The sequence below is a fragment of the Fusibacter tunisiensis genome, from assembly GCF_016908355.1.
GTDB lineage: Bacteria > Bacillota > Clostridia > Peptostreptococcales > Acidaminobacteraceae > Fusibacter_D > Fusibacter_D tunisiensis.
Window position 1 is genome coordinate 40,844 of sequence record NZ_JAFBDT010000006.1, and the last position, 16,112, is coordinate 56,955.

General features: G+C 38.5%; 20 protein-coding genes and 1 other annotated feature. Of the genes, 2 read left to right on the forward strand and 18 right to left on the reverse strand.

The window, feature by feature from the left end; genetic code table 11:
* Positions 1 to 12 precede the first annotated feature (12 nt).
* The 8 genes from JOC49_RS05480 to JOC49_RS05515 form a co-directional block, all read right to left on the reverse strand.
* The gene (locus JOC49_RS05480) at positions 13 to 327 is read right to left on the reverse strand and encodes a DUF1292 domain-containing protein (protein WP_204663222.1); all 315 of its coding nucleotides are present in this window, start codon (positions 325 to 327) and stop codon (positions 13 to 15) included.
* 22 nt (positions 328 to 349) lie between these two features.
* Positions 350 to 790 carry a Holliday junction resolvase RuvX gene (gene ruvX / locus JOC49_RS05485; protein ID WP_204663224.1) on the reverse strand — a complete coding sequence of 147 codons (441 nt, stop codon included), beginning with the start codon at positions 788 to 790 and terminating at the stop codon, positions 350 to 352.
* A gap of 45 nt (positions 791 to 835) precedes the next feature.
* Positions 836 to 1,789, reverse strand: a complete 954-nt coding sequence (locus JOC49_RS05490) for an aldo/keto reductase (protein ID WP_204663226.1) — start codon at positions 1,787 to 1,789, stop codon at positions 836 to 838.
* Positions 1,786 to 2,040, reverse strand: coding sequence for an IreB family regulatory phosphoprotein (locus JOC49_RS05495; protein ID WP_204663228.1), 255 nt, complete (start codon positions 2,038 to 2,040; stop codon positions 1,786 to 1,788). Before JOC49_RS05495 ends, JOC49_RS05490 begins: the two co-directional genes overlap by 4 nt.
* Positions 2,041 to 2,076: 36 nt before the next feature.
* Complete coding sequence (gene alaS, locus JOC49_RS05500) at positions 2,077 to 4,701, reverse strand: alanine--tRNA ligase (RefSeq protein WP_204663229.1); 2,625 nt, start codon at positions 4,699 to 4,701, stop codon at positions 2,077 to 2,079.
* A gap of 58 nt (positions 4,702 to 4,759) precedes the next feature.
* Positions 4,760 to 4,968: a binding site (T-box leader), on the reverse strand.
* Between the two features lie 55 nt (positions 4,969 to 5,023).
* The gene (nifU, locus tag JOC49_RS05505; protein ID WP_204663231.1) at positions 5,024 to 5,473 is read right to left on the reverse strand and encodes a Fe-S cluster assembly scaffold protein NifU; all 450 of its coding nucleotides are present in this window, start codon (positions 5,471 to 5,473) and stop codon (positions 5,024 to 5,026) included.
* Entirely contained in the window at positions 5,474 to 6,649 is a 1,176-nt protein-coding gene (gene nifS, locus JOC49_RS05510; protein WP_341534655.1) for a cysteine desulfurase NifS, read from the reverse strand. It lies immediately after the preceding gene.
* A gap of 25 nt (positions 6,650 to 6,674) precedes the next feature.
* Positions 6,675 to 7,136: an RrF2 family transcriptional regulator gene (locus JOC49_RS05515; RefSeq protein ID WP_204663233.1), complete on the reverse strand. Its 462-nt coding sequence runs from the start codon at positions 7,134 to 7,136 to the stop codon at positions 6,675 to 6,677.
* Between the two features lie 160 nt (positions 7,137 to 7,296).
* Here JOC49_RS05515 and JOC49_RS05520 point away from each other — a divergent pair, with 160 nt between their 5' ends.
* Positions 7,297 to 8,163 carry a hypothetical protein gene (locus JOC49_RS05520; RefSeq protein ID WP_204663235.1) on the forward strand — a complete coding sequence of 289 codons (867 nt, stop codon included), beginning with the start codon at positions 7,297 to 7,299 and terminating at the stop codon, positions 8,161 to 8,163.
* Between the two features lie 57 nt (positions 8,164 to 8,220).
* On the opposite strand, the gene JOC49_RS05525 is transcribed toward JOC49_RS05520, so the two are convergent.
* From JOC49_RS05525 to JOC49_RS05570, 10 genes are all read right to left on the reverse strand, one after another.
* Positions 8,221 to 8,763: a DJ-1 family glyoxalase III gene (locus JOC49_RS05525; protein ID WP_204663237.1), complete on the reverse strand. Its 543-nt coding sequence runs from the start codon at positions 8,761 to 8,763 to the stop codon at positions 8,221 to 8,223.
* A 15-nt stretch (positions 8,764 to 8,778) separates the two neighbouring features.
* A complete protein-coding gene (locus JOC49_RS05530; protein WP_204663239.1) occupies positions 8,779 to 9,579 on the reverse strand; it encodes a transglutaminase-like domain-containing protein in 801 nt (266 codons plus the stop codon).
* Between the two features lie 12 nt (positions 9,580 to 9,591).
* On the reverse strand, positions 9,592 to 10,650 hold the full coding sequence (locus tag JOC49_RS05535) for a type IV pilus twitching motility protein PilT (protein ID WP_204663241.1): 1,059 nt from the start codon (positions 10,648 to 10,650) through the stop codon (positions 9,592 to 9,594).
* The gene (locus JOC49_RS05540) at positions 10,650 to 11,063 is read right to left on the reverse strand and encodes a hypothetical protein (protein WP_204663243.1); all 414 of its coding nucleotides are present in this window, start codon (positions 11,061 to 11,063) and stop codon (positions 10,650 to 10,652) included. Before JOC49_RS05540 ends, JOC49_RS05535 begins: the two co-directional genes overlap by 1 nt.
* Positions 11,041 to 11,463: a type II secretion system protein gene (locus JOC49_RS05545; RefSeq protein ID WP_204663245.1), complete on the reverse strand. Its 423-nt coding sequence runs from the start codon at positions 11,461 to 11,463 to the stop codon at positions 11,041 to 11,043. The genes JOC49_RS05540 and JOC49_RS05545 overlap by 23 nt, the downstream gene beginning before the upstream one ends.
* Positions 11,460 to 11,966, reverse strand: coding sequence for a DUF4860 domain-containing protein (locus JOC49_RS05550; RefSeq protein ID WP_204663247.1), 507 nt, complete (start codon positions 11,964 to 11,966; stop codon positions 11,460 to 11,462). The genes JOC49_RS05545 and JOC49_RS05550 overlap by 4 nt, the downstream gene beginning before the upstream one ends.
* Before the next feature lies 1 nt (position 11,967).
* Positions 11,968 to 12,273: a hypothetical protein gene (locus JOC49_RS05555; protein WP_204663249.1), complete on the reverse strand. Its 306-nt coding sequence runs from the start codon at positions 12,271 to 12,273 to the stop codon at positions 11,968 to 11,970.
* Between the two features lie 11 nt (positions 12,274 to 12,284).
* On the reverse strand, positions 12,285 to 13,328 hold the full coding sequence (locus JOC49_RS05560; protein ID WP_204663252.1) for a type II secretion system F family protein: 1,044 nt from the start codon (positions 13,326 to 13,328) through the stop codon (positions 12,285 to 12,287).
* A 72-nt stretch (positions 13,329 to 13,400) separates the two neighbouring features.
* Positions 13,401 to 14,732, reverse strand: coding sequence for a replication-associated recombination protein A (locus tag JOC49_RS05565; RefSeq protein ID WP_204663254.1), 1,332 nt, complete (start codon positions 14,730 to 14,732; stop codon positions 13,401 to 13,403).
* Position 14,733: 1 nt separating this feature from the next.
* Positions 14,734 to 15,387 carry a FadR/GntR family transcriptional regulator gene (locus JOC49_RS05570; RefSeq protein WP_204663256.1) on the reverse strand — a complete coding sequence of 218 codons (654 nt, stop codon included), beginning with the start codon at positions 15,385 to 15,387 and terminating at the stop codon, positions 14,734 to 14,736.
* A 122-nt stretch (positions 15,388 to 15,509) separates the two neighbouring features.
* Here JOC49_RS05570 and JOC49_RS05575 point away from each other — a divergent pair, with 122 nt between their 5' ends.
* Positions 15,510 to 16,094: a hypothetical protein gene (locus JOC49_RS05575; protein WP_204663258.1), complete on the forward strand. Its 585-nt coding sequence runs from the start codon at positions 15,510 to 15,512 to the stop codon at positions 16,092 to 16,094.
* The last annotated feature ends 18 nt before the right edge of the window (positions 16,095 to 16,112 follow it).

A 16,112-nucleotide genomic window follows, 5' to 3' on the forward strand; every position in this document is an offset into this window, starting at 1 on the left:
TATCACAGAGCGCTACTCTTCGTTTTCAAACTCATCCAACAACTCATTATAGGCTTCAATGACAGCATCAAGAGTTGCTTCATCTTCAATGCTTTCAAACACAAAGCCTTCATCTTCTTCAGTTACTTTAAAAATAAGCACTTCTTCTTCGTCATCAACATTTGATAAAATTGCATATTCTACCGCATCCAGTTCCAAGTTTGCAATTATATTAAACTGTACTGGATTTCCATTTTCATCAAACAACTCCACGACATCATCATGAACGTGTTCATGGTCTTGGTCATTATTATAAACAACCTCAAATAAATTTTCTTCCTTTTTCATAAGTCACCTCTTACTTTGTATGTTAAGCTTCTCGATTTCCATCTAAATAACCCTGCAGAATTAAGACCGCCGCTACTGTATCAACAACTTTTTTTCGTTTTTCCCGACGCATATCTGTTTCTATAAGCATTCGATTTGCGCCAAGAGTTGTTAAACGTTCATCCCAATAAACGATTTCCACAGGTTCTGTAATTCTCGTAGAATGCTTAAGTTTTTTCTCAAGTTTTTCTGCAAATTGTTTTGTTTTTTCACCTTGAGGCCCCAATGATCCATTCATATTCAATGGCAACCCCACAACGATTTTGTGGACTTCATACGATACAATCCACTGAACCAACTGATCAATATCTGATTTTAGAGATTCTCTAAAAAGTGTTTCCTTACCTTGAGCCGTAATTTGAAGCGCATCACTAATTGCTATTCCAATTGTTTTATCGCCTACATCCAATCCCATGATACGCATAATTCTATCCTCCAGTATACCTTAATTTGCAATTGATAACAACTATTAATACACTTTTATACAAAATTCCGGACACACCGAAGCACAATAGCCGCACAAAACACATTTTGAATGGTCAATCACAATGCCTGCTTCAGTTAGACTTAAGGCCTTATGGTCGCATTTTTCAACACAAGCACCACACTTTATACACCAATCTGCAATTTGTAGTGACTTATTGCGCCCTTTAAGTCTACGCTTCAACTGTTCATCTATCGGATCGCCCATAATTTTTGCTACGTTATAATCAATCTCATCTGTACTTTGCATCCCAAATGCAATCGCGTCCAAATAAGGCCGTGAAAGCACAAACTCAAAATTCTCATCAATAGAATTTAAGAGATTTCCACCACCAAGAGGTTTCATACCAAACACGCCGCCACCCCGGGCTTTATAGGTCATCAGCGCCTGAGCCATTTCATCAATACCACCATCCAAAATGCCAAGGCCTTTTTTATTTACAATGGGATGTACCACATCAATTTCAGGAAATTTTATTGCTGCACGAACACCTGAAATATAATGGGTTGATATGCCAAAAGATTTTAACACCCCTTTTTCCTTCATTTCCATAAAATAGTCAACTGCCTCATAATGGCCCCTAAATGTCCATTCATCCACTTGTTCATGTAACATAAATAGATCTAGGTAATCCGTCTGTAGGGCTTCAAGAGCAGTTTCGAAACTTCGTTTTGCGGTTTCACGCGAATAGGCATAACTTTTTGAAGCAATCCGATATGCTTTTCGTGGAATGTTTTTAAGTGCCAATGCCACGTGTGGATATGTTTCATACAATTCGGCTGTATCTAGGAAATTAATGCCTTTTTCATGAAAGGCATATTCAATTAGAAATGCACCCTCTTCAGCAGACATATTCCGTTGAAGAGGGCCCATGGTCAAACTTCCGAAAGCTATTTTTGAAACCTCAATACCTGTTTTCCCAAGTTGTGTGTAAATCATTTTTTGTTACACTCGATATAATGTGTAATTAATTCTTCCAAAATCTCATCGCGTTCAACTTTTTTTATCATAGTTCGTGCGTCATTGTAAGTGGTAATATAAGTCGGGTCTCCAGTTAGCAAATACCCTACCAATTGGTTAATGGGATTATATCCTTTTTCTTCTAGAGCTGTAAACACATATAAAAGAAGTTCTTTACGGCCACCTTGCTCCAAATAATCCTCAACACTGAATTTTCTAGTATGATTCATAACCACACCCCCTTTTATGGTGTCATTATACCCTTTTTATGACAATAAAGCATAAACTTTTTGTAAAGCTTCATCAATTTTGTTGGCATCTTTACCACCAGCTTGGGCCATATTCGGTTTTCCACCGCCACCACCGCCAGTGATTTTCGCCACTTCTCGAATTATATTTCCAGCGTGTGCCCCATTTTTCACTGCAAGATCAGATGCCATCGCAAGGAGTTCTACTTTTCCTTCGTGTTCATTTGCAAGCACGACAACGCTAGACTCCCATTTGTTTTTAAGCTGATCCCCAAGGTTTCGAAGCGTGTTCATATCCATATCTGAAAAACGTGCAGTAATAACTTGAAACGCACCAATCATTTTAACAGATTCTTCAATTTGCTTAAGATCGTGTTTTGCCAATCTGTTTTTTAGGTGTTCATTTTCTTTTTGAAGCACCTTGATATCAGATAAAACACTTTGAACTTTACTTTCTAAATCATGCGTCGATGTTTTAAGCAAATCAGAGACTCTCGTTAACTTATCATCGTTCTCCAACATTAATTTATAAACAGCTTCACCTGTTATTGCCTCTATTCTTCTCGTTCCTGCTGCAACCCCTGTTTCTGATACAATCTTAAACAAACCAATCTCAGACGTATTTCTAAGATGTGTCCCACCACAGAGTTCAATGCTATAATCACCCATGGTCACAACTCTAACCGTTTTACCATATTTTTCTCCAAATAAAGCCATAGCGCCTTTATCTTTTGCAGATTCAATGGACATTTCATTGGCTTCTATTGGCAAAGCCATAAAAATTTGCTGATTGACCTGAGTTTCAATTTTAAGAAGCGTCTCTTTTGAAATGGGTTCAAAATGTGAAAAATCAAATCTCATACGGGTGTCATCTACATAAGATCCCGCTTGTTCCACGTGCGTACCCACCAACTCACGAAGGGTTTTATGAAGCAAATGTGTAGCAGAATGGTTGCGAGCAGTGGCCATTCTTTTCTTTACGTCTACAGAAGCCATCACACGATCTGACACCTTTATATGTCCATCGAGTACTTTCACATGATGTACAATTCGATTTTCAACACCTTTACGGGTTTCAACGACTTCTGCTAAAAAGCCATCTGCTTTAATAAATCCAACATCACCAATTTGGCCACCACCTTCAGGATAGAATGGGGTTTCATTTAAAATAATAGAAACGTCCATACCTTCAAAGGCTTCATCCAATATTTCCTCACTTACAATTGCTGTCACTTCCGCTTCCATGGCTAAAAAGTCATAGCCATTAAATCTAGACTGTATTTCCTTTGGCAGGGCGTCTACTGCATCACTTGCCCAGCCAAGTGCCTCGCCATCTCCTCTAGCAGTTCGGGCCCGTTCTCTTTGAGCTGCCATGTGCTGCGAAAATTCCACTTGATTCACTGTCATGTCATATTCTTCTAAAATTTCCATAGTCAATTCCAGCGGAAACCCATATGTGTCATAAAGTTTGAACGCATTTTCACCACTCAACTCTGTCTTTTGTTCAGCTTTAAGGGCATCCATATACTCTGTTAAAATATTAAGACCTTGATCAATTGTTGTTTGAAACCGATCTTCCTCAATTTTTACAATTCTTTTGATAAATGATTTTCGAGCAACAAGATTTTCATAACTTTCGCCATATGCCTCAATAACCGCGTCTACAAGTTCTGTTAAAACCGCTTTTGTCATCCCCAACATTTTTGCATGTCTGGAAGCACGTCTTAAAAGCCTTCTAAGGACATATCCTCTCCCCTCATTGTTTGGCATAATTCCATCGCCAACCATGAAAACAACTGCTTTAATATGATCGGTTATAATCCGAATTGATATATCTGTTTGGCGTTCTTTTCCATATTGAGCGCCCGCCATTTCAATAACACGGTCTCTAATATATCGAATGGTATCCACTTCAAAAATTGTATCCACATCTTGCATAATACAAGCGATACGCTCAAGTCCCATTCCGGTATCAATATTTTTCTTTTCGAGTTCTGTATAATTCCCATTTTCGTCTTTATTATATTGTGTGAACACATGATTCCAAAACTCCAAATAACGTTCACATTCACAGCCAGGTTTACACTCCGGATCACCACAACCGTAAGCTTCACCACGGTCATAATAAATTTCAGAACACGGGCCACAAGGTCCTGTACCAATTTCCCAAAAGTTATCTGCTTTTCCCAGACGTACGATTTTTTCTTCAGGAACACCAATAACATCCCGCCAAATATCAAAGGCTTCATCATCTTCATAATAAACAGATGGCCACAACTTTTCTTCTGGAACTTCTAAAATTTCTGTAATAAAGCGCCATCCAAGTTTCAAAGATTCTTCCTTAAAGTAATCTCCAAATGAAAAATTGCCAAGCATTTCAAAAAAAGTTGCGTGACGTGCAGTAACACCAACATTTTCAATATCACCTGTTCGCATGCACTTCTGACACGTTGCCATTCTTGAACTTGGTGGCGTCTCAGTTCCGGTAAAATAGTTTTTAAGGGGCTGCATACCCGCATTTACCAACAGTAGGCTTTTATCAGTTTGAGGAACAAGTGAATAACTCGCCGTTACATAATGGTCATTTTCCGCATAAAAATCTAAAAATGCCTTTCTAATTTCATTTAACCCCATTTTTCTCATGGCAATAACCTCCTAAATAACTTTTAAACCAAACATAAAAAAGACCCTCAAATCTATATGCAGGGACGACAAAAATCGCGGTACCACCCTGCTTACTGGCAATTGCCAATCACTTTGAAGGTCAAAATGCACTATATCGTGTGCCTAACGCCACTTCCTACTGTTACTTCAGAAGTAGTGCTCAGGAGCTGCTTCAACCAAATGTACCTTTTCACCAGACGGCACTCTCTAACGGTTTGGTCTACTCTTCTCCATCAACGCTTTTTCACTATACATATTTAAATTAGTTTACACAATTTTCCTAAAAACATCAATACTTTTTCTAAAAATCTATGTCTACGACATCATGATGATCGTCATCAGCTTCTGAAGGGTCATAGCCTTCAAGACCAGCATAGGTTAAATTGTTTTTTGTTGCATAATCATAAATAGCTGCTTTAAGGGCTTGTTCTGCTAGAACAGAACAGTGCACTTTAACTGGTGGCAAACCGCCAAGTGCCTCTATAACCTGCTTATTGGTAAGTTTAAGTGCCTCTTCAATTGTCATGCCCATTATAAGTTCTGTCGCAACTGATGAAGCTGCGATAGCAGAACCACAGCCAAACGTTTTGAACTTAACATCCTCAATGACGTCATTGTTAACTTTTAAGTAAATACGCATAATATCGCCGCATTTTACATTGCCAACTTCGCCTACCCCATCCGCATTTTCAATTTCCCCAACATTTCGTGGATTCATAAAATGATCCATGACCTTATCTGTATACATCACTTATTTTCCTCCCTTGACTTTATCATATAAAGGCGACATCATCCTCAATTTATGGACAATTTCCACCAGAGATTCAATTACATAGTCAACCTCTTCAATCGTGTTGAAGTCTCCCACCGACAGTCTCAATGAACCATGAGCGATTTCATGTGGAAGGCCAATTGCCATTAGTACATGTGATGGATCTAGGGACCCAGATGTACATGCCGAACCACTTGATCCAGAGATACCTTTTGCATTTAAACTCAAGAGGAGTGCTTCTCCTTCAATAAATTCAAAACAAATATTGACGTTTCCTGGGTGTCTTTGAGTCGGATGCCCATTGTATTTGGAATAGTCTATAGCTTCTAAAATGCCTTTGGCCAACCGATCCCGCATTTCAATTAATTTTGCCACATGGGCTTCTAAATTGTCGTGAGCCAATTCCGCAGCTTTTGCAAAACCAACAATTCCTGGAATATTTTCAGTTCCAGCACGTCTTCTTCTTTCTTGAGCACCACCTTCAATTAAATTTTGAATGCGGATTCCCTTACGAATATAGAGTGCCCCAATCCCTTTTGGTCCATAAATCTTATGGGCACTAATAGACAACAAATCCACCTGAAGTGCTTCTACATCAATGCCTACATTTCCGTAAGCTTGAACTGCATCTGTGTGAAAAATCACTTTATGTTTACGCGCAATTTGGCCTATCTCTTTTATGGGTTGCATGGTCCCGATTTCATTATTGATGTACATAATTGAAATCATAACAGTATCTGGACGAATGGCTTGCTCAAGTTCTTTCAAATCAATCAATCCATCTGAATCCACTTCAAGATAAGTCACTTCATACCCTTCTTTTTCAAGCGCTTTGCAAGTGTGAAGAATACCATGATGTTCAATTGTGCTTGTAATTAAATGTTTGCCTTTTTGAGCATTTGCTTTCATAACACCTTTAAGTGCCCAGTTATCAGCCTCAGATCCACCGCCTGTAAAATAAATTGTGTCTGATGACGTATTAAGTGTATCTGCTATTATTTTCCTAGAAGCTTCCAAAGTTTTTTTGGCTTCTTGTCCAAAGCTATGAATACTGGAAGCATTGCCATAATGTTCTGTAAAATAAGGCAGCATCGTATCGAGCACTTCTTGCTTTACAGGTGTTGTCGCTGAATTGTCCATATAAACGCGTTTCAAATCGTGTACCTCCCCATTTAATCTGTTATTTGCATTCACAAATGTTATGTACCAATGACTGTGTGTGATTCACTTCATAATCTTCTAACATATGTTGAAGGGTTATCGCATTCACCACATTTGAAATACTCTCATAAATTTTTTCGTAAATTACCTTCGTTACACAGTAAAGTGCTTGATCGCATTGGGCGTCCGCATCATCTTCTACAACACAATCCGTTGGTGCTAAAGGCCCTTCCAAAGTTGTAAGTATGGCACCTACTGTTATCAACTCAGGAGATAAGGCCAGCATATAGCCCCCTTGAGCACCACGCACACTCTTTACAAGTCCTGATTTTCTAAGCGGGGCAATTAATTGCTCCAGATAATTCACAGAAATGGCCTGGCGTTCTGCAATACTGGCTAGAGAAATGGGCCCTTCACCATAATAAAGCGCCAAGTCAAACATTGCTTTAAGACCATATCGCCCTCTCGTTGATAATTTCAAATCTATACACTCCTTTTTAATCCCTAGTTATTTACTATGAAATCATCCCTATTATAATATATCCGATTATTTGAGTCAACTTTATCTTGGAATAAACTTTTGAACAATTTGTTAAACCTTTATTTAATTTCTTCCGATATTTATTTAGAGAGGTGATTCCATGTCAGAAAAATCAAATGAATTATTCATACTAACACAAAAAGCGCAAAAAATGGAACGAATCAATGAAGAAGTGGCCTTAAATATTTACTTGGAGATCTTTGAAAACTATACGCCCAAAATATCCAAAACCTATGACAGTGCCATTAGACTCCTTGAAAAAAGAAACCGATGCCAAGAAGCCCTCGCCATTTGTAATCAGGCGATTGAATTAATACATGCACAGGAGGTCTCTGGTGTTGTAAGTAGGTTTGAATCTATTCAGGATCGGTTGGAACGTAAATTGGCTGAACAAGGTAAAGAAATTGGTCCAGAACCCAAAAAATCCTACACCTTTAAGCCAATCCATTTAGCAGTGCCACTTGCCATTGTTCTATTATTTTTTATAATATTACGCTTCACGTCGCCCTATGACGAACTCAGCGTTGATCTTGAAGGGAAAGAATCACTAGAAGGTGGTTTAGGCAGTCTATTTGATCCCGAAGAAACCGACACAATTGAAATTGATTATCCTGTTACTGATGAAATGATCCAACTTGCAACAGATGAAATCACAAAAAATGTTGACGTAAAAGACGCTGGCATCATTCCACAAAGGGATACGCTTGGCATTGCCATTATCGTCGCACCTGGCACAAGTGAAGCACGTTCAAAAGAACTTGCTGTTCTCTACTTGAAAGCACTTGCCGGTGCAGCTTCCGCAACCTATCCAGACCTTGCACCCCCAAAAGAAGACACACTGGGAGACTTATACAGCCATTATGATTTAGTGATTACAGTTGGTCTGTCTAATGATGAGGAAGATTTCACTGCAAAAGGGAGCAAAAACAAGCCTTCCAAAGAACTCTATTGGCGAAAACTCAATTAATTTTATGTTAAAAAAATCCTGTTGTGGGATTCCTTACAAATACCACGACAGGATTTTCTATTTCATAATCATATTCTTGGCCAGAGTAGCGGACAAAAGATCATCTCTAAGAACACCCACAATCGATAAAGCAAACTCCAAAGCCGTCCCTATTCCTTTTCCGGTAATAAGCTGACCATCCACCACAACGCGGTCTGATACAAGTTGATAATGCTTCATTTTATGTTCAAACCCTGGGTAACAGGTCGCGCGTTTGCCTTCATAAATATTAAATGCTGCAAGAGCACTAGGCGCAGCACAGATAGCGCCTATCAATATTCCAGCAGATTCCCCTTTTTGCAGGAGTTCTTTTAAAGAATTAGAGTTTATTAAATTCGCCGTGCCCGGCATGCCTCCTGGAAGTATCATCCCTTCTACAGAACCATCAAAAACAACATCTGCCAAAATATCATCCATCTCTACTTTTATGCCATGTGACCCTTCTACAACACTTGAAATCAGCCCCACCATTCTAACATCAATATCCGCTCTTCTTAATACATCTACAATAGAAAGTGCTTCAACTTCTTCAAATCCATCTGCAAAAAAAACATAAACCATATTTGCCTCCAGAACTTAATAATCATAAACTTTTGTGTAATCATCAGAATCCTTGTACATTTCATAAGTTATCTTGGTGCCGTACCAGGTACTGTCCACAGTGGCATCAAGTATGTACCACTTACCATTAAGAAAAACTTCATTCCACGCATGATAGCCTTCAACAAATCTTGAATAGCCTTTAACCAACCTTACAGGGAGCCCTTGACTCCTATGAATACTAGCAAACAAAGCACTGTAATCATAACAAATCCCCTTCATTTCAGCATAAGTACTGTTAATGTCCGGTATATAGTCAGGTTTTAAAGTCGGAATTTTATCATAGTCATAGTCCATATTCACAATCATATGATCATACAAAGTTTTAACTTTTGAACGCTTTAAAGAAACATCTTTTAACAAGGTCTCACCAAATAAGATTGGTGGATCTGCTTCATCCCATTTAACATTTTGAATGGAATTCAAGTAAACAACCGTAGAATCTTCAAGTTGTAAATCGACAGTTTTAGACGTCACATAAGCATATTTGCTTCCACCTGTATTTTTAAGCAGTCCAATTTTATAAACCCCATTCCCCATTTGAAGCGGAAAAGTTTCTGACACACCATCAGCCGAAAAAGGATAAATAATGCGTTCTTCACCCTTGGCAATAAGGACTTTGTAAATTGAAGCGTCATCACCTGTATAGGCAATAGAAACAATGCCTTTTTCAAGTGAACTTGTATCAACGATTTCTTTGATTTCAGCTGTCACAACACCTGTCCAGATACTTAAAATCATCACCAAAGCAATACCCACTGTTATTTTGAGTTTCATAAAATCACCACCTTATCTTGATAAATACCGTTTTAAAGAGTCCAAGCTAATGCTATGGAGTTCAGCCTCTTCAATGGAAATTCTTTCAGCCTTCACCAGGTCTGCCAACGCGGCATCCATATTAACCATGCCCTCTTTTGATCCCGAATGCATTGCAGCTTCAATTTGATGCACCTTACCTTCGCGAATTAAATTTCGGATCGCATGATTCATTGACATAATTTCAAACGCAGGAACCCGATCACCACTTAAGGCGGATACCAACTGTTGAGAAACAACACCTTGTAAAACTGTAGACAACTGAACACGAACTTGCTGCTGTTGATTGGAAGGAAATACATCAATAATTCGATCAATTGTTTTCGCAGCGCCTACGGTATGTAGAGTCGAAAAAACCAAATGACCTGTTTCAGCAGCAGTTAACGCAATAGACATCGTTTCAAGATCTCTCATTTCACCAATTAAAATCACATCTGGTGCTTGTCGTAATGCCGATCGCAATCCATCTGCATAACTGCGTGTGTCTATTCCAACTTCTCTTTGATCCACAATGCTCTTATCATGGCGGTGCACATACTCTATCGGATCTTCCAACGTCAAAATGTGACACGCTCTTTCCTTATTAATTTGATCTATAATACAGGATAATGTCGTCGATTTTCCACTGCCTGTTGGCCCTGTAATCAAAACAAGTCCTTTAGTTCGCTTTCTAAAATCCAATACAGTCCCAGGTATTTCAAGCATTTCCGGATTCAATTTTTCAAACTTTAAAACACGTATAGCCGCTGCATGAGACCCTCTTTGCGTATAGGCATCAATTCTAAATCGTCCAACACCTTTTAAAGAAAACGAAAAGTCTTTTTCGCCAAAAGCCAAAAACTCGCCATAAAATTCATCTCTCGAAAATAAAGACTTAACCAGTTTTTCGGATTCCTGAGGCGTCAACTTTTTTTCGCCAAATGGCACCAAATTACCATGTATTTTAAAAGTCGGTGGTACGCCCACTGTAATAAAAAGGTCAGAAGCATCTCGGGCTACGGCTTCTTCAAGCAATTTAATTATATCAAACATTAAAATCCTCCTGGATTACCAAAATCGAGCGACTCATCATACAAAAATGTTCTAGCAGCTTCGCGCCAAAACAATATGTGTAAATCGGCATCTAAACCAACTTCAAATACCCTGTCATTTTCCCTTGTTACCGAGTAGGAAAAAATACCAGGTTCAATTTCTGTCAAGAAATTTGGCATAGACTCTAAATCAATCTGCGTATGCATTTGCTCAAGATCGCGATAAATCCTGTTGGCTTCACTTTCCATAGCATAAAAGTGTTGAACACTTTCTGCATTCTTAAAAGCCATTTTATAATTGGCATTGGCTGTAACCAACCCAAGGATTCCAAAAACAGAAAGCATTAAAGCAACCATCACCACTAACACAGACGCACTTCCCGATTCACTTTTAATGTTCAAAATCGAGTTCATAAAGTAACAACTCCCCGTCGAAAATATCTATTTTATAAGACCTTAACCTCTTATTTACAACACCTTCAGTTAAATTTAACTGGTATACTGCCGCATCAGAGTTATAAACCACCGTTTGCCAGTCATTATCATAGGCAATTTTAAAGACAGCATGGTCATTTTCTTGATTAACCGTTCCCTTTGATAAATCATCATAGGTTAAAAGATCGGTTAAACCCCCATCATTTTCTAAACGTTCTGCGATGCCAACAGCAACCGTTACACAAAGATCCAAATTATGGGCACGTTCATTGAGGCTCTGTGCTTTTAAGAACAATTGAACAAATACAATGGCAAACACAGAAATCATTGCAAGAGAAAGTATTATTTCTATAACTGAAAACCCACGTCTTCGTCTCATTGCAACCCCTCCTCGATATATCCTGTCTTAGAGGCAATCCAAACATCTCTTATATCATAGCCTGAAATTCCAAGTTCTAAACAGATAATATTGTCTTCATAATGTTGTAAAGCAAACACATCAAGCTTTGCAATTTCAAAGCCCAATTCAGGGTCAAAAGCGGCGCCATCAACAAAAGTCGCTTCTTTGATATAGCCGTCATGATAGTAAATCCATGTTATAACAGAAGCGTCTGCACCATTTTCCAGAACCTTTAACAAGGCATGTCCCGTTTCAGAATCCTTCGACACAATGATGCAATCTTCCACATCATTTTGTCTTACTTTATTGGTCAAATAAGAGGATGCAATTCGAAGTTGATCATCGTGTTTTTTTTGTTCTACCAATGCAGTGTAGCTTGAGCTTCCACTACCGGCTAATGTCATCAACAACACGCCAAATAAAACAAAGAGTAAAAGTCCAAAAAACAATTGCGTAGGTGGCTTTTTTGTTGAGCCTTTCATTTTACCAACTCCTATAAACGGAAATTTTTGGTTTAATATTAGAAGCAATCGCCTCATAATGATAAATAAACCGTTTTTCATCTAAAACAAGACCATACGCTTCAACAAGATACTGAATGTTAGGTGGGTAAGCACCTTCAATGGCATAACACTGCACAGCCGCACTTAATATTGCGTCTTCTACAACTGTTACACGCTCCAATTGTGATTGCTGATCAAATGTTGCTATTCCTGAAATCAGTTGAAAAAAAATACCACACAAAATTACCGCAACACATACCATCTGAATTCTAAAAAATCGGTTCATAAACGCCTCCATCATCCAATGGACGACATAATATCTATAAGTGGCATAAGTACCAACAACATAATAATGCCAACAATAATTGAAAGTGATATCACAAGTCCGGGTTCTAGTGCATTTATTGTTCTTTTAAGTCGATTGGACATTTCCAGTTCATATATTTCTGATATTTGAAGAAACACATCGTCTAAAGTCCCAGTTCTTTCTCCTAAACGCATCATTTTTCGATATAAATTTGGGAACAAGTTCGTCTTTTCAGAAGCATCTGACAAAGATTCACCTGCTTCAAGGGCTTCTTGAATGATTTGGTAGTCAGCGCGAATCGTTTCATTATCTGTCATTGGAATTAGCATTTCAAAGGCTTGGTGCAAGTCCATACCACTGTTCAAAAGCATACGCATGCCTCTGGCAAACTTTATAATAGCAGATAATTTTGTAAACCGGCCAATAATAGGCAACCCCAACATCCATTTGTCTTTAAGAGGACTTGATTGCCTTCGTCCTAGAACAAAAAACAAAATCGCACAACCAACACCTAAAAGACCTATTATTCCAAGGACTGCCCACTGAAACCCAACAGAAAGGGACAATACAGTTTTTTCAGTGCCTTCAATGAGCCCCCCTGCGGATTCAACAATATCTGTAAACACAGGTAATATTTTGAGAACAATTAGCAAAATAACACCCGTCATAAGCCCTAATAAAATGGCAGGATACATCAACGCATTTTTCACATCTCGATGCATCTGATTCTGTTTCTGATAATATACCGATAAATTGTCAAATGTTTCAGGCAAACGGCCAGACACTTCAGCAATTCTAATCATTTCAATCATATAAACTGGAAATATATCTTGTGCAGAGAGGGCTTCAGCCAGTCCTTCCCCTTGTGATACGCGAAACGAAATGTCTTTAGCTATGGGTAATAATGGCGCTTCTACTTCTTCAGAAATAAGTGCTATTGCTTCAAGATACGGCAACCCCGCCTTTAAAACAACTGCATATTGGTAACAGAACGTTGCCAGTTCCAAATATCCCAACTTTACCAATGCTTTCATAAGTTCCCACCTTAATTATAATTTTCTATAAGTTACGTTTATATATACCCATTTTATACGCCAAGCAACCCCTTATTTCTTATATTTTGTCTGTTCCAAATAGGCAATAATCTTATTCTCGTGGCCAAGTGTCTTTGGTACATAATATCTTTTGCCCTGAATTGTATCTGGCAAGTATTGCTGCTTGACGTAGCCCATCTCATAGTCATGAGGGTATAAGTACTTTTTACCCTGTCCTGATTGGCCATATTTTCTTTCAAGTTTTAAGCTGGTGCCATCTTTCAAATAATAAGGAATTGTCCCTGTTTCAGCATGCGCCAAATCTTCCAAAACTGAGTTAATCGCATTGTAAGCCGCATTAGACTTAGGTGCTGTTGCAACATAAATGGCCGCTTGTGCCAAAACAATACGCCCTTCGGGCATCCCTATGAAATCTACAGCCTGCGCCGCATTATTCGCCACAACAAGCGCCATTGGGTCGGCATTTCCAACATCTTCAGATGCACATATGACAATTCGTCTGGCTATAAACCGAGGGTCTTCTCCACCGTAAATCATTTTACCCAAGTAATAAACCGCCGCATCTGGGTCTGATCCTCTCATACTTTTAATAAAGGCTGAAACGATATCATAATGACTATCGCCACTTTTATCATATGTCATGTAATTCATCTGTACACACGCTTCAACATCTTGATGTGTCACAACAATACGCCCAGACAAATCTGATTTAGATAAGATTGAAAGTTCAAGCACGTTTAATGCCCGCCTTGCATCCCCACCAGCAATTTCTGCGATGTGGTCAATGACCTTAGGCTCTATTTCTACAGCATATCCACCCATTCCTTTAGTTTCATCTGAAAGTGCCCGTTTTAAAATATTTACAATATCCGACACTTCAAGTCGCTCTAAACGAAAAACCGATGATCTAGATAAAAGGGCACTATTTACTTCAAAATATGGATTTTCAGTCGTTGCACCAATAAGCACCAAAGTGCCATCTTCAACAAACGGCAGTAAGGCATCTTGTTGACTTTTATTAAACCTATGAATTTCATCAATAAATAAAATCGTTCTTTTTTGGTACATGGAGAGGTTGTTTTTAGCAAGTTGAACCATATCTCTAATATCTTTTACACCTGACGTAACTGCATTTAGACTGACAAACTCCGCTTTTGTTTTTTTCGCAATTATTCGCGCAAGAGATGTTTTGCCACTCCCCGAAGGCCCATAGAGTACAATTGAACCCATACGATCTGCTTCAATCAGCTTTGTTAGGAGTTTGTCTTTCCCTACAATAGTATGTTGTCCAAAAAAATCTTCCAAACTTTCAGGCTTCATACGCTCTGCTAGTGGTGCCTTTTGTTCCAGTTCTTTCGCCGCTAGAATTTCAAACATATCCATTTTAATCGACCTCTTTCACTTGAATGATAAACATATCAAGCCAACCGTCTATTTCATCTGCTAAGGTTTCTACTGAACGCTGATAGACCGCACTATAGATTCTATTAACATACCCTGATAAAACAGAATCCGTTACGTCAAGGTCTGATTGAACCAATTGAAGTAGAGCATTTTCAAGCAAGACTAGAACTCTATAATAAACTTCAAGCGCCATCTCATTTGTTATATGCTTGAACAAGCCAAAAACAGCTTTTACAGAGTGATCAGCTGAAACTGGATTTTCCGGTAGCTCAATATGATTTTGCACTGCCATTACTTTAATATAAGCACCCACTTCTTTTAGTAGCATTTTGCTTAAACGCACCACCTGATTCTTTTCCTTTATTGGGTTTAAATAAAAAAGTCCCAACGGATCATCTGATACACCTGGCGGATTGGAAATATATGTACCAATGCCCCTTTTCACTTCAAGCACATTCGCACTTACAAGTACTTTTATTGCTTCACGCAATGTCGCTCTAGATATTCCCAGTTCTTGAGACAAATCCATTTCGTTTGGCAATCGATCTCCCGGTTTATAAAAGCCATTTTTAACAGATGCCCTTATAAGATTGACCGTTTTCTGAGTTAAAGATTCTTTATCATTGGAAGTCATCAGTTATTCCTTTCATTGATATGCTCTAAAGTTATCAGCAGATTTTGCCGATACTATTTAATGCAAGGATGCATTTGCTATTGTCACTATTTTATCATGATTTGCTTCAAGGAGGAACTGTTATGGATACGAAAACATTAGGAACATCTTTAGAACACGCTAAAATTCAGCAACATTCAAATGCCATGCATAATCGCACCCCAAAAAAAGCAGAAAATAAATCTGAAAATGTTGCACCACAAGATACTTTGACACTGGGAAACACAAACCAAAAAGATTTTGGAACTTATAAAATCGACACCCAAAAATTGGCTAAAATCAAACAAGAATTTTCAAAAAATACCGAAACTTTTAAACTAATGGTTCAAAATATGATCGAAAAACAGGGCGGTAAAGTTGACGAAATTTTAAAATCCCTGGCAGAAGGTAAAGAAGTTACAGTAAAAGTAGACGCTGAGACACAAGCTTTGGCTCAAGAAGCCGTTTCAGAAACTGGATATTGGGGCGTTACACAAACGTCTGACCGTATTTTAGAATTTGCAAAAGCCATTTCCGGCGGAGACCCCTCAAAAATTGATACCCTTATAGGTGCTTTCAAAGAAGGCTTTGAAGCTGCGAAAAAAGCGTTTGGTGGGGAATTACCTGAAATCTCCCAGCAAACATACGACAAAGTTATGGAAGGTTTTGAAACTTGGCGCGACGCGTAATATAAACCCCCTATTTTC